18 protein-coding genes are annotated in these 20,321 nt (G+C 56.9%); 4 read left to right on the top strand and 14 right to left on the bottom strand.

The features are described from left to right. Positions 1–51: 51 nt before the first annotated feature. Complete coding sequence (locus I2B62_RS01420; protein ID WP_195267194.1) at positions 52–243, top strand: hypothetical protein; 192 nt, start codon at positions 52–54, stop codon at positions 241–243. Between the two features lie 400 nt (positions 244–643). Here the strand turns inward: I2B62_RS01420 and rsgA are convergent, their stop codons facing one another. The 5 genes from rsgA to I2B62_RS01395 form a co-directional block, all read right to left on the bottom strand. Next, positions 644–1,729 (bottom strand): ribosome small subunit-dependent GTPase A, encoded by a 1,086-nt coding sequence (gene rsgA / locus I2B62_RS01415; protein WP_195267193.1) that lies wholly within the window; start codon positions 1,727–1,729, stop codon positions 644–646. A gap of 234 nt (positions 1,730–1,963) precedes the next feature. After that, a complete protein-coding gene (locus I2B62_RS01410) occupies positions 1,964–2,716 on the bottom strand; it encodes an EFR1 family ferrodoxin (RefSeq protein WP_195267192.1) in 753 nt (250 codons plus the stop codon). 30 nt (positions 2,717–2,746) lie between these two features. After that, positions 2,747–3,106, bottom strand: a complete 360-nt coding sequence (locus tag I2B62_RS01405) for a metalloregulator ArsR/SmtB family transcription factor (RefSeq protein WP_195267191.1) — start codon at positions 3,104–3,106, stop codon at positions 2,747–2,749. Positions 3,107–3,117: 11 nt separating this feature from the next. After that, positions 3,118–3,897: a nitroreductase family protein gene (locus tag I2B62_RS01400; RefSeq protein WP_347707782.1), complete on the bottom strand. Its 780-nt coding sequence runs from the start codon at positions 3,895–3,897 to the stop codon at positions 3,118–3,120. Between the two features lie 124 nt (positions 3,898–4,021). Further along, complete coding sequence (locus tag I2B62_RS01395) at positions 4,022–4,549, bottom strand: PadR family transcriptional regulator (protein ID WP_195267190.1); 528 nt, start codon at positions 4,547–4,549, stop codon at positions 4,022–4,024. Positions 4,550–4,672: 123 nt separating this feature from the next. On the opposite strand from I2B62_RS01395, the gene I2B62_RS01390 reads away from it, so the two are divergent. Then, positions 4,673–6,034 (top strand): MATE family efflux transporter, encoded by a 1,362-nt coding sequence (locus tag I2B62_RS01390; RefSeq protein WP_195267189.1) that lies wholly within the window; start codon positions 4,673–4,675, stop codon positions 6,032–6,034. A 44-nt stretch (positions 6,035–6,078) separates the two neighbouring features. Here the strand turns inward: I2B62_RS01390 and I2B62_RS01385 are convergent, their stop codons facing one another. The 5 genes from I2B62_RS01385 to glp are packed head-to-tail and all read right to left on the bottom strand — an operon-like array spanning position 6,079 to position 11,147. Next, positions 6,079–6,519: an MOSC domain-containing protein gene (locus I2B62_RS01385; protein WP_347707781.1), complete on the bottom strand. Its 441-nt coding sequence runs from the start codon at positions 6,517–6,519 to the stop codon at positions 6,079–6,081. Then, positions 6,516–7,010, bottom strand: a complete 495-nt coding sequence (gene moaC / locus I2B62_RS01380; protein ID WP_195267936.1) for a cyclic pyranopterin monophosphate synthase MoaC — start codon at positions 7,008–7,010, stop codon at positions 6,516–6,518. The genes I2B62_RS01385 and moaC overlap by 4 nt, the downstream gene beginning before the upstream one ends. A 7-nt stretch (positions 7,011–7,017) precedes the next feature. Continuing rightward, a complete protein-coding gene (gene moaA / locus I2B62_RS01375) occupies positions 7,018–7,974 on the bottom strand; it encodes a GTP 3',8-cyclase MoaA (protein WP_195267188.1) in 957 nt (318 codons plus the stop codon). Further along, positions 7,971–9,905, bottom strand: a complete 1,935-nt coding sequence (locus I2B62_RS01370) for a molybdopterin biosynthesis protein (RefSeq protein ID WP_195267187.1) — start codon at positions 9,903–9,905, stop codon at positions 7,971–7,973. The genes moaA and I2B62_RS01370 overlap by 4 nt, the downstream gene beginning before the upstream one ends. 18 nt (positions 9,906–9,923) lie before the next feature. Beyond that, positions 9,924–11,147: a gephyrin-like molybdotransferase Glp gene (gene glp, locus I2B62_RS01365; RefSeq protein ID WP_195267186.1), complete on the bottom strand. Its 1,224-nt coding sequence runs from the start codon at positions 11,145–11,147 to the stop codon at positions 9,924–9,926. A 272-nt stretch (positions 11,148–11,419) separates the two neighbouring features. Here glp and I2B62_RS01360 point away from each other — a divergent pair, with 272 nt between their 5' ends. Beyond that, positions 11,420–13,144, top strand: coding sequence for an amidohydrolase (locus I2B62_RS01360; RefSeq protein ID WP_195267185.1), 1,725 nt, complete (start codon positions 11,420–11,422; stop codon positions 13,142–13,144). Between the two features lie 53 nt (positions 13,145–13,197). Here the strand turns inward: I2B62_RS01360 and I2B62_RS01355 are convergent, their stop codons facing one another. The 4 genes from I2B62_RS01355 to I2B62_RS01340 all read right to left on the bottom strand — a co-directional run bounded on the left by I2B62_RS01355 (position 13,198) and on the right by I2B62_RS01340 (position 18,710). After that, on the bottom strand, positions 13,198–13,989 hold the full coding sequence (locus I2B62_RS01355; RefSeq protein ID WP_195267184.1) for a histidinol-phosphatase HisJ family protein: 792 nt from the start codon (positions 13,987–13,989) through the stop codon (positions 13,198–13,200). Between the two features lie 13 nt (positions 13,990–14,002). After that, complete coding sequence (locus tag I2B62_RS01350; RefSeq protein ID WP_195267183.1) at positions 14,003–15,676, bottom strand: type II toxin-antitoxin system RnlA family toxin; 1,674 nt, start codon at positions 15,674–15,676, stop codon at positions 14,003–14,005. Between the two features lie 184 nt (positions 15,677–15,860). Next, positions 15,861–17,369: an FGGY-family carbohydrate kinase gene (locus tag I2B62_RS01345; RefSeq protein ID WP_195267182.1), complete on the bottom strand. Its 1,509-nt coding sequence runs from the start codon at positions 17,367–17,369 to the stop codon at positions 15,861–15,863. Between the two features lie 372 nt (positions 17,370–17,741). After that, positions 17,742–18,710 (bottom strand): sugar-binding domain-containing protein, encoded by a 969-nt coding sequence (locus I2B62_RS01340; protein WP_195267181.1) that lies wholly within the window; start codon positions 18,708–18,710, stop codon positions 17,742–17,744. Between the two features lie 247 nt (positions 18,711–18,957). Here I2B62_RS01340 and I2B62_RS01335 point away from each other — a divergent pair, with 247 nt between their 5' ends. Further along, positions 18,958–19,998: a glycerol-3-phosphate dehydrogenase gene (locus I2B62_RS01335; protein WP_195267180.1), complete on the top strand. Its 1,041-nt coding sequence runs from the start codon at positions 18,958–18,960 to the stop codon at positions 19,996–19,998. Positions 19,999–20,321 lie beyond the last annotated feature (323 nt).

Genomic DNA, 20,321 nt, shown 5'->3' with positions numbered 1-20,321 from the left:
GTGTTTCATCGCGCATGGTTCTGACGCCTTTAGCGGCAAGTGGCGGCCCGTATGATTAGCGTGTTGTCCCTCCCGGACGCCGATCCTGCGGTTCCCCCAGGGGCCGGGTATTCCCGGACCAGTAAGGAAAGGCCTGTCCTGCGGATTCTCCAGAGCATCTGCGCAGGCAAGGACCAGCACCACCAGGGGCCCCGGGCAGGAGCTGCCCTGAAGCCTTGTCCTTCAAAACCATCGTCAATGTAAACATTTTCTTAACTTCATTTTATCATATATTTCACTGAATGCAAGTCTTTCGCCCTCAAGGCATCATCACTAAATTTTTTATTAAGCTTTCGGGACAAAACAACGCAAAAAAACCGGCACATTCCTGTGCCGGTTTCAGCGTTTCAAAAATCTAAGAGACGAAGTCTTTTACCTAAGGAAGAAAAAGTCGTCCTGCGGGCACTACCCGCTCACTTGTTTCCTTTTTACTAAAGTCTATACGATATCTCCCTAATGTCCGGCTGTACTTATAAAACAGCTCGATTCCTGGCCGTTAATAAAAGTGCCTGGACACTTTTTCTTATCTGGATAAAAGACGCAGTCTCGGCCTATGCCACTGCTTTGACAGCCTGATCCGGCACATTCCTGTGCCGGTTTCATGCTAACGGTATTTTCTTTTGTCCTTATCTTTCAGAACACGCCGGGCATTTTTCATGCCGCCCACGCTGCCAAACATGCGCTCCAGCTTCTTTGCCTCGATCTCGCGCGCGTTCAGGCCCTCGTAGCCCGCTTCCTTTTTCAGCTTGTGGTAGCTCGCCAGCCTCTGCGGATCCAGCGCGCCGTCCTCCACAGCCTTCTGCACCGCGCAGCCCGGCTCAGCGGTGTGGGTGCAGTCCCGGAACTTACACGCCCGGGCCAGGGCTTCGATATCCGAAAAGGCCTTGTCCAGGTCGGCGCTCTCCACGCCCAGCTCACGCATGCCCGGGGTGTCGATGACCATGGCGCCGCCCGCCAGCAGGATCAGCTCCCGCCGGGTGGTGGTGTGCCGGCCCCTGTCGTCGTTTCGCAGGCCGTTTGTCGCCAGGTTTTCCTCCCCGGTCAGACGGTTGATGAGCGTGGATTTTCCCACACCGGACGACCCGATAAAGGCCACTGTGCGCCCGGGCTTCATATAAGGCAGAACCGGCTCAACGCCCGCGCCGTCAAGGGCTGTGGTCAAAAGCACGTCGGCCCCGACAGCCACAGACTGCACCTCGGCCAGACACGCCGCCGGGTTCTCACACAGGTCCGACTTGGTCAGAACCACCACTGGCGCCGCGCCGCTGTCCCAGCCAATGGCCAGGTAGCGCTCCAGCCGCCTCAAATTAAAATCATGATTCATGGCCATGCAGATAAAAACCGTGTCGATGTTGCTGGCGACCACCTGCCCGTCCTGAGCCGTGCCCGCCGCCTTACGGATAAAGGCGCTCTTTCTCGGCAGCACCTGGTGGATAATGGCGTTGCCGCCTCCGCCGCTCTGCCGGTCCAGCATGACAAAATCGCCCACTGCCGGAAAGTCCGAGCTCCCTGCCGCCCCATACCGGAGCCTGCCGGAAACCTCGGCCATCAGCGTGTCCTCCTCCGTCATGACCCGGTAAGCATCCTTATACTGTGATACCACCCGCCCGGCGTAGAGCCCGCTGTATTGACCTGCTGCCGCCAAAAACTGGTCGGTCATTCCCATCTGCTTCAATGTTATATTTTTCAATGTATTTTCCTCCTTAAAGTTATATTGTATTAACCTATGGGAGGCTTTCCGCCGCATTAACCTGCGCAAACCTCCCGGCCTGCTGCAAGATCCGCTGTACTGTATTTAAACATAAATCACTGTCTCCTTTTCAATTTATTATTTCGGCTTCATTTTAACATATTCCAGCCCAAAGGCAAAGGCCCGGAAAGCTTGTCTTAAGCTTAACCGGGCCAATGGCGCTGAAAACTAAATCTACAGGGTCTTTGGGCAGATGTACCGGGGCTTTCCCCGGCTCTGTTTTCCGTATTCGATGGCCTCTTTGGGGCAACGGCAGATACAGGCCATGCAGTGGGTGCAGTGCCCGCCCCAGCGGGGCCTGCCGTTTTCCAGCCTAATATTGTTCAGGGGGCAGACCTGCTCGCACTTCCCGCAGCCAATACAGGTGTCCTCCGCCCTGAATTTGCCGGCATGCACCAGCGCGGGATAATAGACCGCGTTGACCAGGCCGCTCCGGCATTTGTCTTTAAAGCGGACCCGGGACTCCGGCAGATCCTTATTCTGTCCGATACGGCGGGCGATCCCGGTAATCACCGGCTCGGCCCGGTCGATGAGGGCCAGAGCCTCCGCTCTGCCGGGCACATCGTAAAGGGCCACATAGTTCTCCGGCATGATGACGGCCGCACAGCCCCGGAATCGCAGGCCCTTTTCGGCGCACAAGCTTCTCAGATAAGCGCCCGCGTTGCCGATGCTTCCTCCGCAGGTCAGCACAAAATAGATATCCCGGGCGCCGTCAAGGGCTGTTTTTGCGAGCCAGCCGCTCAGCACCCGGGGCACACGCCACCCATAGGTCGGCGCGACCACCACCCAGGGCCGCTCAGAACGCAGGGTGCTGGTATCCTGGCGCCTGATGCGGTCAAACAGGTCAAGGGTCTCATCCTCTATTTCCCGGCCGATTCTCCCGGCCGCGTACGCACTGTTTCCAGTGCCTGAAAAATATAAAATCATTTTAACTGCTCCTTTCAAAAGCCCGGCCGGCTAACCGTCCTGCCGGCCTTCGCCGATGTGCATAACGCCGTCGTATATCTGGTTCACCAGCTCTGCCATGGCCCGCCACTGGGTCCCGTCCGCGCTGATGTAATAATAATTCCGGGTGCCCTCCCGGCGCATGTTCACAATGCCCGCTCCTCTCAGAATCTGCAGGTGATGGGACACCGAGGGCCTGGTCAGGTGCGTTTTCTGCGCAATCTCCCCAACCCGGATACCGGACAGGTCACTTTGCAGCAGCACCAGCAGGATCAGCTGCCTGGTCTCATCGCCGATGGCGGTAAAGGCGTCGCGGCACTCCTGAAAGCCCTGCGTGATCTCAGCGATCCGCGCTTCGCATGTTTTTTCCATAATATGCTCCTCTACAGGTACCGGACATCCAGAGGCTCCCGCTGGGCCGACCGCTGATAGCTTACCTTTGGGTAGCCTAGCACCAGGGTGGTCACAGCCTTCTTACCCTTTGGGATCCCCAGCGCTTTCCGGATTTTGCGCGACGCGCCGGCGGCCGTGGTAAAATAGCCGCTGAACAAAACGCCCAGCCCGTGGGCCTCGGCGGCAAACTCCATATTCTGGGCCGCCAGGGCGCCGTCGATGGGGGCTTTGGCGGCAATGACAACCGCGATGGGCGCGTGAAAAAAGAAAAAGTGGTCGTCGATGGGGACACGCCTTGCCAGGAGATTAAACAGCCCGGCCAGGGGCCTGATCCTGCGGAACAGGTTCACTGCCATCTGCTCTGTTTTTGATTTTTCCCGGTCCAGTACAATCAGGGAAACGTCCTGCATATTCTTTGCTGTGTGGGTTATTCTCCCGGCCTCCAGCACCTGTGCCAGCACGGCCTCTGGGATTTCCCGGTTCTGGAACTGCCGGACGCTCCGCCGCTGCCGGATCACCTCCAGCACGGCCTCCGGGTCCAGCCGGACCCCCTGGCTGGGGGACGGTTCCTCCTCATAGCCGCTTATGGAAACAGCGGCCTTTGGGCAGACGGCCACGCAGTGTCCGCACAAAATACAGTCCTGCGCCAATATTCCGGCCTTTTTGTCCTTCAGCGTGATATTGCGGGCAACACAGTCCTTTACACACAGGCCGCAGCCAATACATTTTTCATGGTCAATGCTGATGCTATGCTTGTTAATACTTGACACCTTCTTTCGTTAACATTCTTTAACCATTATAACAGCCCCGGAGCAATCCCGCCACATTGGTAAAGAAAGTCGTTACCATTAAAAAAACCGGCTTTAAGCTGCGCCAGTCTCAGTGTGCGGCTGCTCAGGCCCTGTGGTCCTTTACCGAGGCCACCCAGGTCTCGATGGCCCCGGCCAGGATGAGCTGCTGCTGCAGAACAGCCTTCCCGGTTTCAGGGATTTCCGGACTGTCCGCTTTCTGTGCCATGTTTTCTTCCAGATACGCTTTCAGGATTTTTACATTCGCTTCGATTTTCTCCAGGCACTGCTTCTGGCTTTCCGGATCCAGACTGTCCAGGTTGACGATGACCGCGTTAAAATCCAGAAAAATATGGATGGGCTTGCCGGCGATCTCCAGCATGAGCTTCTCAAATTCCCGCCCGCCCGCATCGGTCAGGGAATAGACAGCCTTCTCGGCCATTTTCCCCTCCTTCACGACACTGCTTTTAATATACCCTTTTTCCTCGAGCTTTATAACCTTTTTATAAATTGAGGGGGTGCTGATCTTCACCCAGCGGGATATGTTCCGGTATTCCACCAGCTTCTGGATATCATAGGCGCTCAGGGCCTCCTTTTTCAGCATTCCGAGTACGATCAAATCAATGGTTGCCATAATAACCTCCTTTTGCTTCTTGACAGATACTATAATTTATAGTATTATGAGTTCCTCAGTCGATTTGCTATATTTTATAGTATTATATTTTACAACAAATGTCAAGTAAAAGGAGACTTAAACATGAAGGAACACAACACAAAAATGGCTTTGCTGGGCAGCGCCCCTATACCGAAAGCGCTGCTGGCCCTGGGGCTGCCGACCATGATCGGCATGCTCATCAACGCCCTGTACAATCTGGCCGACACCTATTTTGTCGGCGGTCTGGGCACCGACCAGATGGGTGCGGTCACGGTGGCCTTTCCCCTCGGGCAGGTGGTCGTGGGGCTGGGCCTGCTGTTCGGAAACGGCGCGGCCGCTTATATTTCCAGGCTGCTGGGGCGCGGGGATAACAAAACCGCGAACCAAGTGGCCAGCACGGCCCTGTACAGCAGTATGCTCACCGGGGCCGTGGTTATTCTCTGCTCCGTTGTTTTTCTGGAGCCCATTTTAAGGCAGCTCGGCGCCCTTGACAGCGTCATGCCCTACGCCCTGGCCTACAGCCGCATTTACATTATCTGCTCCATCTTCAATGTATTCAACGTCGCCATGAACAACATTGTGTCCAGCGAGGGCGCAGCCAAAACAGCCATGTGCGCGCTGATGGCGGGCGCTGTGCTGAACGTGGCGCTGGACCCGGTTTTCATCTATACCCTTGGCCTCGGCGTCACCGGCGCGGCCGTGGCCACAGCCCTCTCGCAGATGGTGTCCACCCTGGTTTACCTCTGTTATATTCTCAGGAAAAAAAGCGTGTTCAGCTTCAGCGTCAAAGCGTGCCGGTTTTCCAGAGAAATTTTGTCCGAAATTCTGAAGATCGGGGTTCCCACGCTGGTATTCCAGCTGCTGACCAGCCTTTCGATCGGCATGGTCAACGACGCGGCCAAGGCGTACGGGGCTTCCGCGCTGGCGGCCATGGGGCCGGTTACCAAGCTTATGTCCATGGGCACTCTGGTGGTGTTCGGGTTCCTAAAGGGCTTCCAGCCCATCGCGGGCTACAGCTATGGGGCCGGCAAACTGGACCGCCTCCGGCAGGCCATTAAAACCGCGGTTCTCTGGTCCACCCTGTTTTGTGTGGTCTTTGGTCTGGTGGCAGCGGTTTTCGCGGCACCGATCCTGTCCCTGTTCACCAGAGACGACATGGTCATGGTGCAGATCGGGGCGGCCGCGCTAAGGGCGAACGGCCTGTCCTTTATGCTCTTTGGCTTTTATACGGTTTACTCTTTCTTGTTTCTGGTCATGGGCAGGGCCCGGGAGGGCTTTATCCTGGGCGCCTGCCGGCAGGGCCTCTGCTTCGTCCCGGTGATTCTGGTACTCCCGTCCCTCTGGGGCCTGAACGGCATACTGTACGCCCAGCCCATTGCGGACGTGCTCTCCGCCGCAGTCACCGTCCTGATGGCAGCCCGCCTCCACCGGGAGCTGTCACTGGCCGGCCGCCAGATTTCCTAACTTAAAAAGAGCACGGCGCAATTTTGCGCTGTGCTCTCATCCTGCTACCCCTCTAACACCTCGATGGTGTCGCCGGGCTTTACCACGCCGCCTTTCAGGATAATGGTGAAAATGCCCTCTCTGGGCATGACGCAGTCGCCCACTTTTTTCGCGATCTCACAGCCCTTGTGGCATTCCTTGCCAATCTGGGTGACCTCCTGGAGCGTCTCCCCGATTTTCAGCCGGGTACCGACTGGCAGCTCGTAAACCGTGATGCCCTCGGTGGTGATGTTCTCAGCAAAATTGCCGGGCTCCAGGCCGCCCGCGCCCATGGCCACCATTTTGTCAATGCTCTCCTGGCCCAGCAGGCTGACCTGGCGGTGCCAGTCGCCGCCGTGGGCGTCGCCCTCCAGCCCGAACTTCTCAATAAACACGCCCTCACCGATGGGGGTTTTCATCACGCCTTTTTTTTCGCTCCGGTTAATGGCGATTACTTTTCCTTTCACTGCAAATCCTCCTCTTTCCGCTCAAAAGTCCCGGAATGGCCTCCGGTTTTCTTGATGAGCTTAATGTCTCCGATGACCATTTCACGGTCGACGGCCTTGCACATGTCATAAATGGTCAGGGCCGCCACCGATACGGCGGTCAGGGCCTCGATCTCGATCCCGGTCTTGCCGGTGGTTTTAAGCTCGGCCTCGATGCGGATACAGCTGTTTTCCACATCGGGCTCAAAGCGCAGGTCGCTGCCGGTGATGGGGATATTGTGGCACATGGGGATCAGCTCCGAGGTGCGTTTGCACCCCATGATGCCCCCGATCTGGGCCACGGACAGCACATCCCCTTTTTTCATCTGGTTGCTCAAAATCTTCTCAAGGGTTTCGGGCTTCATATAAACCGCGCCCCGGGCCAGGGCCATGCGGGCCGTGTCTTTTTTGTGGGTCACATCCACCATGCGGCCGCGGCCCTCGGCGTTAAAATGGGTAAATTCGTCTGAGATGGCCATACTATCCTCCTATTTCATTCATATTGCGTTTTTTAATGGTTTCACACTCGTCGATATGGTGGCGCTCCGGCTTGGCCGAAACCGCCATTTCAAGGATCTCCCGGTAGCTTCTGCCCGCCTGCCGCAGGGCCGCCACGTCCAGCTCCTCGTCGGAGTGGAGGCAGGGCTTGAGCTTGCCGTCGGCCGTGAGCCGGATGCGGTTGCAGTCGGAGCAGAAGCGGTGGCTGATGGGGTTGATCAGCCCCACGCTGCCGGGCGCGCCGGGCAGGGCGAAACGCCTGGCGGGCGCGCCGGGCACAGCCTCCAGAGGCGCCAGCTCCGGTACCCGCTCGAGCACAGCGTCGCCGGGCATATACTGGTGGGCAGCGTAGTCGGCGCCCTCGCCCAGGGGCATCAGCTCGATAAAACGGACCTCCACCGGGTACTTCCGGGTATAATCCACAAAGGTTTTGATCTCGTCATCGTTAAAGCCCCGGATCAGAACGGTATTGATTTTCAGCGGGGCAAGCCCCGCCTCCACAGCCGCGCCGATGCCAGCCAGAGCGTCCTCCAGCCGCCCACACCGGGTGATCCGGGCGTACTTTTCCGGATCAAGGGTGTCCAGGCTGATGTTGACGCGCCTGAGCCCCGCGGCCTTGAGCTCCCGGGCCATTTGGGGCAGCAGAATGCCGTTGGTGGTCATGGCGAAATCCCGGATGCCGGGAATGGCGCCGATTTTCTTCACCAGCTCCAGCACCCCGGCGCGCACCAGGGGCTCGCCCCCGGTCAGGCGGAGCTTGTCGATGCCCATGTCCACGCCGGCCCGCACCAGGGCCTCGATCTCCTCAAAGGAAAGGTTGGTGGCGTGTCGGCGCTTGGACACGCCCTGCTCGGGCATGCAGTAGACACAGCGCAGGTTGCACAGGTCGGTGATGGATATTCTCAGGTAATTGACTTTTCGTCCAAAGTGGTCTCTCAAATCAGCACCACTTTTCCGGGCGTGTCAAAGCCGTAGCCCCCGAGTTCGGTGAGGGCGGCTCTCAGCTCATCTCCCCGCAGGGCTTCCAAAAAGGCCTGGACCTTTTCGTCCTCCAGATTTTCCCGGGCCACGATAAAATCGTATTCCTCATCGCCAACCGGGATAAAGTCCAGCCCCATCATGTTGGCGGCGGACAGCACGCCCATGCCCACGTCGCAGGAGCCGGACTGCACCGCGCTGGCCACCATCATGTGGGTGCTCAGCTCGCGGTCGTAGCCCACGATCTGCTCCGGATCAATGCCCTTCTGTTTTAAAAGGTAGTCGAAAAGCACCCGGGTGCCTGCCCCGCGCTGGCGGTTGACAAAGGTTACGCCGTCCCTCAGCAGGTCCTCGATGCTCTCGATATGCTTGGGGTTGCCCTTTGGGATCATAAAGCCCTGGACACGCTTCACGCCCTTTATGAGCGCGACCTTTCCCTCTCCCAGGTATTTCCTGATAACCGGGACATTGTAGGTGCCGGTCTGCTCGTCCAGCAGATGGGTGGGGGTCAGGTGGCACTCGCCCTTCTTAAAGGCCATGATGCCGCCCAGGCTGCCCACATGGGCTGAGGACAGGTTCACCAGCTTTTTGTTTTTATGAAGAATGTTGGCCATGATGTCGATCATGACATCGTGGCTGCCGATGGTGACCAGGGTATTCTCGATTTCCTCCACCGGGCGCAGCAGCTCGATCTCGACAGTCTGCCCGGCCTCGTAGCCCTCGACGTTTTTGGGCACCCGCAGGATGCCGTCGGCGTTGACCAGGGACATGGTCACACCCGCGCCCCGGTCGAGGGGTGTCGCCACAAAACGGCCCCCTACCTTGCCGCACTTCATGCGCACAAATTCCAGATATTTGAGGGTGGACATGAGCCGCTTGGACAGGGTGGCCTCTATGACCGGGCGTCTCACGCTGAGCTGGTGGGTCATGCCCAGAATTACAGGCTTCACGAAGTTTTCAAACACAAAGTAGGCCGATACCGGATAGCCCGGAATACCAATGACAGGCTTGCCCTCGATAAAGCCCAGAATGGCCGGCTTGCCCGGCTTGATGGCAACCCCGTGAATGGCGACCTGGCCCAGCTCCTCGACCAGGGCTCTGGTGTAGTCCTCGGTGCCGGCCGAGGAGCCGGCCGAGATGAGCACCAGGTCGTTTTCGGCCACTGCCTTCTGGATTGCGGCCCTGATGACCTCATAATCGTCGGGCACCGGGGCGTAGCGGGTGGGCTCGCCGCCGTATTCTTTCACCAGGGCCTCAAACATGCGGGTGTTGGAGTCAATGATCTTGCCCTTTTCCATGGGCGAGCCCGCCTCCACGATCTCGGTGCCCGTGGGAATAATGCCTGCCCGGGGCCGGCTGAGCACCGCTACACTGAGAATCCCGCCGGCCAGCAGGGCGCCGATGTCCATGGCCCGCAGCTTATGGTAAGCAGGCACGATGAGCTCTCCGGCCACAATGTCCTCGCCGATGGGCCGCACATGCTGCCACAAAGAAACCGGCTTCGCGATACGCACATGGGTGTCGTCCACGGTTACCACGTCCTCGATCATCACCACGGCGTCGTAGGGCTCCTCAATCACGTCGCCGGTGTCCACAAACTCAAAATCCTCGTGCAGGGCCAGCACCTTAGGGCTGCGTTCGTCCACGCCCACGATCTCCAGCGCTCTGACACAGATCCCGTCCATGGCGGAGGCGTTGTAGTAGGGCGAGGATATTTTCGCAAAGACCGGCTCTGCGGTCACCATGCCCAGGCTGGCCGTCACCGGCACGGTTTCCCCGGCTGCGCCGGTCCTTCCCGCCTCGGTCATTTTCAAATATTTCGAGACAGCGTCCTCCAGATCCTCATTTTTGAGGTACAGGTTACGCTGGCTGATATCCACTATTTTTGCCATTGTTCTCTCCTTCTTTCCTTAAAACAGCATGACCTTAACGGTATCGCCGGAATTTTTGCCCTCTTCGTTTTCGGTCATCTCGATATAACCGTCCGAGTAGGCCAGCAGGGTGATCATGCCGGACTTGCCGTAGGTCGGCTTTACCAGAACCCCGCCGCCGTCGGATGCCACCGCCACCGTCTGGAAGGTCCTGCGCCCGGGGGCTGCGTGGACATTCTCGGTCAGGGTTCCCACAATGTACTGGTTTTTATACAAATCGGTCCGGTGGAAAATATTCATCAGCTTTTTCATGACCACCATGTACACCATGATGGCCGAGGCGGGCTGTCCGGGCAGGCCAATGACCGGCTTGCCCAGGGCCCTGCCCATAATGGTGGGCTTGCCCGGCTTGATGGACAGGCCGTGGAGGAACACCTCACCCAGCTTTTCCAGCACCGCCAGCGTGTAATCCCGCTCACCCACCGAGCTGCCGCCGGACAGCACCACAGCGTCGCTGCTCTTCAGCCCCCGGGTGATGGCCGTCTCGATGGCGGCCGGATCGTCGGCCGCGTAGGCCATCTCGGTTACCTCCGCGCCCAGCTTTTGCGTCAGCGCCGCGATGGCCGGGGTGTTGATGTCCACGATCTCGCCCAGCCCCGGAGTCTGCCCGGGGCGCACGATCTCATCGCCGGTTGAGATAATGGTGATCTTTGGCTTTTTGTAGACCAGCGCCTCCACTGCCCCCACCGAGGACAGCACCCCTACATCCTGGGGCCTGACAGTGTGCCCGGCCTCAAAGACCGGCTCGCCGGCCTTTATGTCATCGCCGGTCAGCATCATGTTTTCCAGAGAGCCGGCCCCCTTGTAGATGGCCAGCTCATCGCCGCCAAATTTCTCGGTGTACTCGATCATGACCATGGCCTCGGTGCCTGCGGGCACCATGCCGCCGGTGGGCACATAGATCGTCTCGCCGGGGCCCAGGACAAGCTTTGTCTCCCGGCCCATCTCCGCGGCTCCGGTCAGCTTTAAAAAGGCCGGGATGGCCTCGCTGGCGCCCTGGACGTCCTTTAATTTTACCGCGTAGCCGTCCACCACGGACCGGTCAAAGTGTGGGACGTTTACACCTGAGACAACAGGTCCTGCGAGCACTCTGCCCAGGGCCTGCCCAAGGGAAACGCTCTCGGTGCCGAGCCGGTAATCTGAGAAATATTTCTCCATCAGTGTTTTCATTTCATCGGTTGTTTTGACTTCAAATAACTCCATTTTTATATAATCTACACTTTCTATATTTCATACTTTCTATTGTAGCTGAATTTACATAAAATGACAAGGCTGACAAAAATTTATCAGGATTGCGCCGTCCAGCGCGCTGGTGGCCCCGCTCTTGCAAAGACTGGCTTTCCTCTCTTTACAAACCTTGACCTTTTCTTAATCCCGGGATTTTTCTGTTTTGCTTTGCGCCCTCCGGTGTATATTTTATTTCATGATAAGTGCATACGGCTAAACTATACTCAAATGCTCAGGAGGAACAAGAAATGCAGAAGTTATCGCGTAAAATCCGGGCCGCTGCGGTCGGCCTGCTGGCTTCCTCGGTCATCTTTCTGGCCGGCTGCTCCAACGCAGTTGTAAACCAGGGCGGCGAGGTGTATTACAACGCCAAAGTTTTCACCTCGGACGATGAAAAACCCGAGGCCAGCGCCCTGGTGGTAAAGGATGGCAAAATCACCTTTGTAGGCAGCAGCACCGAAGCCCTCAAATTCGCCGGGAGGGGTGCAGCATCCCACGATATGGAGGGCCGGCTCATTCTGCCCGGCCTCATCGACAGCCACGCCCACTACCTGGCCATCAACACCTGGACCAGCGACGTGCTGCCCCTTCAGATCGACCTGGCCCTGACCCATGACCAGATTCTGGAGGCGGTCCGGGATTACGCCGCCCAGTACCCCGCCGAGGTGGCGCCAGTGATCTCGGGCTCGGGCTACGGCACCGACGCCAGGCCCCTGGCCTCCGAGCTGGACAAGGTAGTGTCCGACAGGCCCGTGGTGCTCACCAACAGCGGCGGCCACGGCGGCTGGGCCAACACAAAGGCTCTGGAAATGGCTGGCATAACCGCCGCCACGCCTGATCCCTCGCCGGGTATCAGCTATTTTGTAAGGGACGAAAGCGGCAATCCCACCGGCGAGTTCAAGGAGGCCTCCACCATGTCCATCATGCTCCAGGGCCTTGGTTTAACCTCGGGAAAGGAAATCGAGACCCGTTTCCCGGTCTTTACCCAGACGGTCCTCAGCCCCTACGGCTACACCGCCTACTATGACGCGGGCCTGCTCGTGGCCGACGAGGAGGAATCCATCGACGCCCTCAGCAAATCCGGGGCCGACATCCGTGTCTTTACCTCCTTTGTCTACAGAGACCCTGTCCCCGTCGACGCGTTTGTGTCCAAAATGACCGCGGTGCGGGACAAATACACCTCGGACACTGTGCGCCCCACCACCCTCAAGCTCTTTAAGGACGGCACCCTGGAGGATTACTCCTCCCTCATGTTTGAGGACTTCAGCGATCACAACGGCGAGGGGATCGAGATCCTGGACAACAGCCACATGCTGGCCATCGCCCAGGCCGCGGCCGGCAAGGGCTTTAATATCCACACCCACGCCATCGGCGACAAGGCCATTGACGAAACCCTCGACCTCTACCAGGATTTAGGGGATATTGAGGGCACCAAGACCATGGCCCACGTGCAGATCCTGCCTGAAGACGGTATCCGGCGCTTTGCCGAGCAGACCGATGTTTTTTACCAGACCACCCCGGTCTGGGCCCTGGGCGATGAATTTACAAAATCCGCCCTGGGTCAGACACGCTACGGCCGCCAGATGCCCCTGAACACCGTCTCCCAGAACGGCACGCTGCTGACCTTTGGCAGCGACGCCCCGGTGAGCAACGGCCTGGCCGGCATCAACCCCTTTGCAGAAATGTACCATGCCGTTAAGCGCGGCGAATCCGACGACTATGATCCGCCAAAGAGCGAGGGCATCGACATCGCCACGGCTATCAGGGCCTACACCATCAACGGAGCCAGGCAGGTCGGCGCCGGGGATGAGATCGGCAGTATCACAGCCGGAAAAAGCGCGGATTTCATCGTGCTGGACCGGGACCTCTTAAGCATCCCCACCGATGAGATCAAGGACACCACTGTGCTCCAGACCTTTTTCAGGGGCGATGAGGTCTACAACGCCCAAAACCCGCCAGACACAGCCGAATAAACAAAAAAGTGTAAGGAGCCGCACGACGTGCTGGTTCCTTACACCTTTTTTGTTTAATCTCCGATGGGCATCAGCCTGGGACGCCGCTTCTCAAAAGCAGCGGTGGCCTCGAAGCCGCAGTCTTTTAACAGCGCGGCGGCCTCGGGCAGGCCATCGCCCACCCGGGTCGCGCTGTGGGCGTCGGAGCCGAGGGTGATGATCTCGCCGCCAAGCTCCCGGAAACGCCTTACGATCCAGGGGTTTGGCAGAAACTGCCGGCAGTTTTTACGCAGGCTCGAGGTATTGACCTCAATGCCCCGGCGGACCACCGCCCTCAGGACCGCGTCGATCTTATCCGCGTAGGCATCGAGCCGGTAGATACCCTGCTCGTCCCAGGCGTAGCGGTTCACCAGGTCGAGGTGGCCGATCACATCGTAATCGCCCTGCTCGGCCAGGCCCAGCACCTCGTCATAATAGGCGTCGAAGGCGTAGTCCGCCCCGTGCTGCCGGATGGTCTGGCGGATGGTGATATCCCCGATGTTGTGGACCGAGCCAATGATAAAATCATAATCAGCCTGGTCCAGAAACCTGGCCAGGGTATCCCTGCGGTACTGCCCCTCTCCGATCTCAAGGCCAAAGGACACAGCCGGACCCGGCCCGGCGCTGCCGCTGAGGTACTCGGCCCGGGCTTCCCGGTAGGGGTAAAGGCCAAAGCTTTTGTCCTTTGGGTTAACGCTGAAATGATCGGTGATGCACACCGCGTCAAGCCCCCTGGCCGCCGCCATTTTACGGATGGCCCCGATGGTCTCCTCCGAGTCGAAGGAGAAACGGGTGTGGACATGGTAATCGGCAAGATAACCCGCCATAAGCGCTCCCTCCTCAGATGGTGATGGTCATCTCTTCCAGATGAAACTGGAAGCTGGCCGCCTCCAGGTTCTGTAAGGCGCTGATGCAGATGTCCTCGGCCGCCTCACGGCTGCCGATCACCATGACATTGTCCAGATTGGCGTGGAACAGCGCGTTGCGGTAGCTCCCGAAATTCTCAAAAATGGACTGGAGCATCTCGCCCTTCATGGAGTCGTTGATCATCTGCAGGTACTGGTGCTTCTGCCGCCCGACGGTTTTAAAAATCTTGCCCACAGGCTGGTTGGCCAGGTCAATGCCGCTCAGGTCCGCCAGATATTTGAGGTACAGCTCAATCCCGCGGTATACCGAAAAGACCATGGGGCTGTAGTCGGTCAGCTCGATGCTGGCGTCGTTCAGCAGTACAAAGGACGGTGAAATCAGGTTGATGAACTGGTCCGCCTGGTCCTTTAATATCCGGATGGTATAGGGGATCTTTTTCCGGATCACCTCGTTGATGGATTCCTTTTCCACCCTGCGGTCACCGGTATTGTTCTCGAAAATATCCTCCAGCCTGATAATGCAGTCCCGCAGCAGCTCGGTATTCAGGCCCTTCATTTCACAGACGCCGGTATTGTTGTTGCGCTTGAAAAATACAGACTGGCCCTCGGATACCATCTTAAAGCCGTTTTCCAGAGACTCGTTGGCCGCGCCGTCCAGCCAGCTGTTCTTACAGATATAGTCCCAGGTGGCGGTTTTCATGGGGAAGCGGAGCTCAAAGGATAAGGGCTCAGGTGATTCGGCCTTTACGCAGTCGATGGCTTCCACCAGGTAGCTGTTGATGTTGCTGGTCAGGGTGACGGCCTGCTTTCTTTTTCCCGGTCCTGTGTTCTCTATTTTGAGGCTGACGCTGTTGTTGCTTTTATCCGTGATCTCCTTCAGCTTTTTGGTCGAGCTGAGGCTCAGCTTTTCGCCCACCACCACAATCCGGTTAACCCTGAAGCTGATGTCCTGCACCGTCCAGTGGGGCTCGCTTTTTTCAAGGCGCAGGGGCTCCTCGGCCACCAGCAGAGCTGTGAGCGCTGCCACCGCCGGCTGTTTTTTCTTTTCCCACTTGTGGCTTTCGGTTTTCACCGCCGCCTTTTTAGCCGCCTCTTTTTTGGGGGCTTCCTTAGCCGTTTCTTTTTTAGCCGCTTCCTTTTTAACCGCTTCCTTCTTGGCCGTTTCCTTTTTGGCCGCCTCCTTTTTGGCGGTGCCGCTCTCAATGGGGTCCCCCCACTGGCGGTCAAACAAAGGCGCCAGATCGGTATCAAACAGATCGTTGCTGGCGTAGACCGTGGCGATGCGCTTTTTGTTAAAATAAGAAATGGTGAACTTGCGCTTGTTCACATAAAAAACCCGGTGATACTTTTTATTGTATTTTGGATTATTGGTAAAATCCGGCCGTTTCATCAGGGTTTCGATCAGCTCCTCGTACCCCTTCTCACTCATGGAGAAGGAATAGGTACAGGATATGCGGTGTGCGGAAACCGACAGGACCTCCAGATCCCGGTCAATGGCCTGTGAAGGGGCCCCGGAGATAAAGCAGTTGTTTTTCCCCGCCGCCTTGGTAAATTTAGCCTTGGAGGCCAGCACCATATTGTCCGGTATGTCATACGCCGCAATGGTGAGGTTTTCCAAAGCCTTCAGATCGCAAAGTTTTACTTTCATAGCAACCCTCCTTTTCTCTATTGTTATGAATACGCTTTTTTCTCTTTATTAATCATATCACAGAGGGGGGTAAATGTATATGGGCTTATACTAAAAAAGAGACCGGCACATTTTTGCGCCGGTCTCTCTGCCCCTAAAAACCTGAGAGACAAAGCCTTTCCCCTGACAGAAAACCAGACTCAGACTACCCCCTTGCCATGGTTCCCTTCAGCTGATTGTAGATTTCCACATATTTTTCAAAGATGCCCTCATACACCGCGTGTGTTTCCGGGTTCGGCTCGACCACGTAGGCCTCCTTGACCATGCCGCGGGTGGCATCCTCAAAGTTCGTGTAGGCCTTAGAGCCCACAGAGGCCACAATGGCGCAGCCCAGGGCGCTCGCCCCCGCGTCCTCAGTCACCACGATGGGCTTTCCGGTCACGTCAGAGATGATCTGCATCCAGACCTTATCCTTGGTGACGCCGCCGCAGCCCACAATGGTATTGACCGGGCTGCCGTTTTTCTCAAAGCTGTCGATGATGTTCTTGGTGCCAAAGGCCACGGATTCCAGCAGCGCCCTGTAAATATGCGCCTTGGTGTGGCTGAGGGTCAGGCCGTAGATAACCCCCTTGGCGTTGGCGTCCTTGTAGGGGGTGCGGTTCCCCTGGAAGAAATCCAGAGCCACCAGCCCGTCGGCCCCGGGGGCGATGCCCTCGATCTGCCCGTTCATATAGGCGTAGGGGTTGTCCAGCTTGTCCACGCCAAACTCACGCATGTACCATTTTACAATGGAGCCGGCCGAAGTCTGTCCCCCCTCCAGAAGCCAGGCGTCCGGGATGATGGGCGCGTCGTAGGGCCCCCAGAGGCCGTCCAGTTGAAGCTTCTGCTCAGAAAAGCAGAGCTGGACAAAGCTGGTGCCCATGATCATGGCCATCTTGCCAGCCCGGTCTACCCCCAGGCCCAGCATGCCGATATGCGCGTCGATGCCGCCCTGCACCACCAGCATATCCGGGTTCAGGTCATATTTCTCCGCGAAGTCCTTATGGATGGTGCCCAGCACATCGCCCACGCGGGTCACGTCCAGAATCATCTTATCCCGATAATCCTCAAGGCCGACCTGGTTAAAGAAATCGTCAGACCAGCCGCCCTCGCAGGCCACATAGTGGGCCTTGCAGGCTGCCTGGCAGACCGAGTTGGTAAATTTGCCGCAGAGCTTGTGGTTGATATAATCCAGCTGCTCGATGATTTTATAGCTCTTCTGGTAAACCTCCGGCTGGTTGTTTTTAATCCAGAGCATTTTGGGGACCGTCCACTCCACAGAATCCTCGCCGCCGCAGTAGTCCAGAATCGGGTGGTGGGTCGCGTTGACAAGCTCGGTCTCCTTCACGGCGCGGTTGTCCATCCACATGATGGCATTGGTTAAGGCCTCGCCGTGCTCATCCACCGGGATAATGGTAGGCGAGGTGGCGCACACGCTGATGGCCGAGATGCTGTAGCGCAGGCCGATGGACAGCTTTTCCGTCACATTGGCCACCGCGGTGTTCAGGCAGCTCCACCAGTCCGCGGGCCGCTGCTCAGCCCAGCCCGCATGGGGATACAGGGTTTCGTAAGCCTGCTCGTCCGATACCACCACGTTGCCGCTCGTATCGGCGACCACCACACGCACACTCTGTGTGCCCAAATCAATGCCCATAAAATAATTCGCTTGCTTCATATCAATTTCCCCCTTAGAAATTTGAAATTTATTTTCGGATTATCGAAAAAACTGAGAGACGAAGCCTTTTACCTAAGGAAGAAAAAAGCGTCCTGCGGGAACCAGAGAACCCAAATTTGTAATTTGGTGTGAATCGGTTTCGCAGATGTGATCGGTTTGTTTCGTATGAAATACGAATCAAAACAAACCGTGGATCATCTGTGTTCCTTTGACGTGTCTGGGTCCCTTTTCGGTTGCTACCGCTTCGCAGTAGCACTGAGAGCGCCAGTCGCTCTTGCTCCCGGCTTGCGTTTACCCCAGCGCCTGGACCTTTTTTCTTATCTGGATAAAAGGCGCAGTCTCGGTCTGTGCCACTTTTTTGACACACCTGATTTATTTTTTCGAGTCCTCTGAATTTTCATCAATCTCCAGAACTTTTCTCGCCAGCGGCTCATCGAGATAGAGCACGTCGGCATATCCGCCGCGCAGCGCGCCCAGAACCGCCTCAGCCTTTTCCAGCCCCACTGCCACCATCAGCTTGTTCGGTATTTTTTTGATGTGCGCAAGAGAAGTGCCCACCACTCTGCCGTCCAAGCCGGCGTCGGCCACATTGCCGTGTATGTCAATATAATGTGAGCAGACATCGCCCACCGCGCCCTTGGTCTTAAAGCTCATGTACTCCCGCGGGCTGAAGCAGCCCAGCTCATAGAGCACAGAATGCTCGGTGATGTTGCCCACCGAAAAGACCGCGGTCCGGCAGCGCTCTGCCAGCTGCAGCACCGAGCTGATCTGGGAATCGCCCATGATCGCCCCGGCAATGTGCGCGGTATCCACAATGGCCGGTGCGGGCAGCAGGTAACCGTCGCCGCCGATGGCGTTTTTAAAGGCCTTGACAATATCCGTCGCGCCCGACTCATACAGGGCCCTTGAAGCCCCGCCGTTGAGCTGGATGGTCAGGGTATTGCTTCTGCTCATTTTAGGCAGGTGCCTGATCAGGACATTTAAGGTCCTTCCCCAGGCCACGCCCACCACGCTGTCGTCCTCAATGTACTTGGGCAGGTCCGCCGCCATGGCGCTGCAGACATCCTGCACCAGCACCTCCCGGTTTTCCACAATATCCGCCGCGATCACGACCTTCCGGAGCCCGAAACGGCCTGTAAATTCCGCCTCCAGATCGGCCAGCGCGTAATGCGGCTGGCGTATCCGCACCTCCACAAACCCTTCGTCCATGGCGTTTTTCAGCAGACGGCTGACCGTGGACTTTGAAATGTTTTCCTTGGCGCCGATATCCTGCTGGCTCATTTTGAGCTCATAGTACATTTTAGCGACGCGCAGGATCTGATTAACCTTGCTCTGTTCCATAATGCTGTCATCCCTTCTTGATGGTAGAGAAAAATTTCAATATCTGAGATTATTTTCATTGTAATGGTTTTTCATTTTTTTGTCAAGCATATTTTGTGAAAAAATCAGTGTGTTTCAGATTTATGGGATTATTTTCAGTATTTGAAATTTTTCTCAAATTTTGCTTGACAATTCAAAAAAAAGGGAGTATTCTATAATCAACAACGAAATACCACGAGAAACAAGAGAACCAAAGGAGATTAAAACTATGAGCATTCTTACCTATGTCGGCGCAGGCCAGATGGCATCTGCATTAACTTATCCAGTTATTGAAAACGGACACGAAGTACGGTTGGTGGGCACCCCGCTTGACAGAGAAGTCATTGATGAGCTTCGCAAATCAAACTTCCATATTAATTTAAAGCGCACTCTGCCAGACACGGTTAAATACTATCAGGTAGAAGAAGTGGAAGAAGCCCTCAAAGGCGCAGATGTTGTATTATGCGGCGTCAGCAGCTTCGGCGTAGACTGGTTTGCAGAAAATATCCTCCCCATTATCCCGGACGGCGTTCCCATGATCGCGGTGACCAAGGGCATGATCGACCAGGAGGACGGCTCCATGATCACCTACCCGCACTACTGGGAATCCAGACTTCCCGAAGGCAAAAAGCTTTCCATCAACGGCATTGGCGGCCCCTGCACCAGCTACGAGCTGGCCGACAAGGACAACTCCGCCGTGGCCTTCTGCGGCCGTGACATCGAAATCCTGCGCAAAATCAAGGCCATGTTCACAGCACCCTACTACCATGTAAGCCTCTCAACCGATGTGATCGGCGTCGAGTGCGCCGTCGCCCTCAAAAACGCTTACGCCCTGGGCGTTTCCCTGGCTGTCGGCATCGCGGAAAAGAACGAAGGCATCGGCGTCCAGCACTATAACTCCCAGGCCGCCCTGTTCGGACAGAGCGTGAAGGAAATGAAACACCTGCTGCGCCTGGTAAACGGCGGCGAGGAAAACATCATCTACGGCGCGGGCGACCTTTATGTCACCATCTTCGGCGGCAGAACCCGCAAAATCGGCACCCTGCTGGGCCGCGGACTGTCCTTCGACAACGCCATGAACGAACTGGCAGGCGTCACACTGGAATCCATTGTCATCGCCACCCGCACCGCCAAGGCCGTCCGCAGACTGGCCGAAAACGGCAAGGTCGACCTGGCCGATTTCCCGCTGCTCATGCACGTGGACGACATCATCAGCAACGGCGCAGAAGTGGATATCCCCTGGAAAGCCTTTGAAACCGAAAAATTCTAAAGAACCCCTTCTCTCCTAAATATAACCCCTCAAAAAGACCGGCGCCGTTTTGCGCCGGTTTTTGTATATCTCAAACTCTCAAGAGACGGAGCTTTTTACCTAAGGAAGGAAAAAGCGGCCTGCGGGAACCAGAGAACCCAAATTTGTAATTTGGTGTGAATCGGTTTCGCAGATGTGATCGGTTTGTTTCGTATGAAATACGAATCAAAACAAACCGTGGATCATCTGTGTTCCTTTGACGTGTCTGGGTCCCTTTTCGGTTGCTACCGCTTCGCAGTAGCACTGAGAGCGCCAGTCGCTCTTGCTCCCGGCTTGCGCCTGGA

It is taken from the genome of Eubacterium sp. 1001713B170207_170306_E7 (assembly GCF_015547515.1).
In the GTDB taxonomy this organism is placed as follows: Bacteria; Bacillota; Clostridia; order Eubacteriales; family Eubacteriaceae; genus Eubacterium.
The sequence above is the reverse complement of the archived record's forward strand: the minus strand, read 5'-3'. Positions and strand labels throughout refer to the sequence as shown.

What these genes read in the sequence shown, in the direction of transcription:
- I2B62_RS01420 (WP_195267194.1), top strand. Translation starts at nt 52, where the DNA reads ATGATTAGCGTGTTGTCCCTCCCGGACGCCGATCCTGCGGTTCCCCCA.
- I2B62_RS01410 (WP_195267192.1), bottom strand. Translation starts at nt 2,716, where the DNA reads ATGATTTTATATTTTTCAGGCACTGGAAACAGTGCGTACGCGGCCGGG.
- I2B62_RS01405 (WP_195267191.1), bottom strand. Translation starts at nt 3,106, where the DNA reads ATGGAAAAAACATGCGAAGCGCGGATCGCTGAGATCACGCAGGGCTTT.
- I2B62_RS01395 (WP_195267190.1), bottom strand. Translation starts at nt 4,549, where the DNA reads ATGGCAACCATTGATTTGATCGTACTCGGAATGCTGAAAAAGGAGGCC.
- I2B62_RS01390 (WP_195267189.1), top strand. Translation starts at nt 4,673, where the DNA reads ATGAAGGAACACAACACAAAAATGGCTTTGCTGGGCAGCGCCCCTATA.
- I2B62_RS01370 (WP_195267187.1), bottom strand. Translation starts at nt 9,905, where the DNA reads ATGGCAAAAATAGTGGATATCAGCCAGCGTAACCTGTACCTCAAAAAT.
- glp (WP_195267186.1), bottom strand. Translation starts at nt 11,147, where the DNA reads ATGGAGTTATTTGAAGTCAAAACAACCGATGAAATGAAAACACTGATG.
- I2B62_RS01360 (WP_195267185.1), top strand. Translation starts at nt 11,420, where the DNA reads ATGCAGAAGTTATCGCGTAAAATCCGGGCCGCTGCGGTCGGCCTGCTG.
- I2B62_RS01355 (WP_195267184.1), bottom strand. Translation starts at nt 13,989, where the DNA reads ATGGCGGGTTATCTTGCCGATTACCATGTCCACACCCGTTTCTCCTTC.
- I2B62_RS01350 (WP_195267183.1), bottom strand. Translation starts at nt 15,676, where the DNA reads ATGAAAGTAAAACTTTGCGATCTGAAGGCTTTGGAAAACCTCACCATT.
- I2B62_RS01345 (WP_195267182.1), bottom strand. Translation starts at nt 17,369, where the DNA reads ATGAAGCAAGCGAATTATTTTATGGGCATTGATTTGGGCACACAGAGT.
- I2B62_RS01340 (WP_195267181.1), bottom strand. Translation starts at nt 18,710, where the DNA reads ATGGAACAGAGCAAGGTTAATCAGATCCTGCGCGTCGCTAAAATGTAC.
- I2B62_RS01335 (WP_195267180.1), top strand. Translation starts at nt 18,958, where the DNA reads ATGAGCATTCTTACCTATGTCGGCGCAGGCCAGATGGCATCTGCATTA.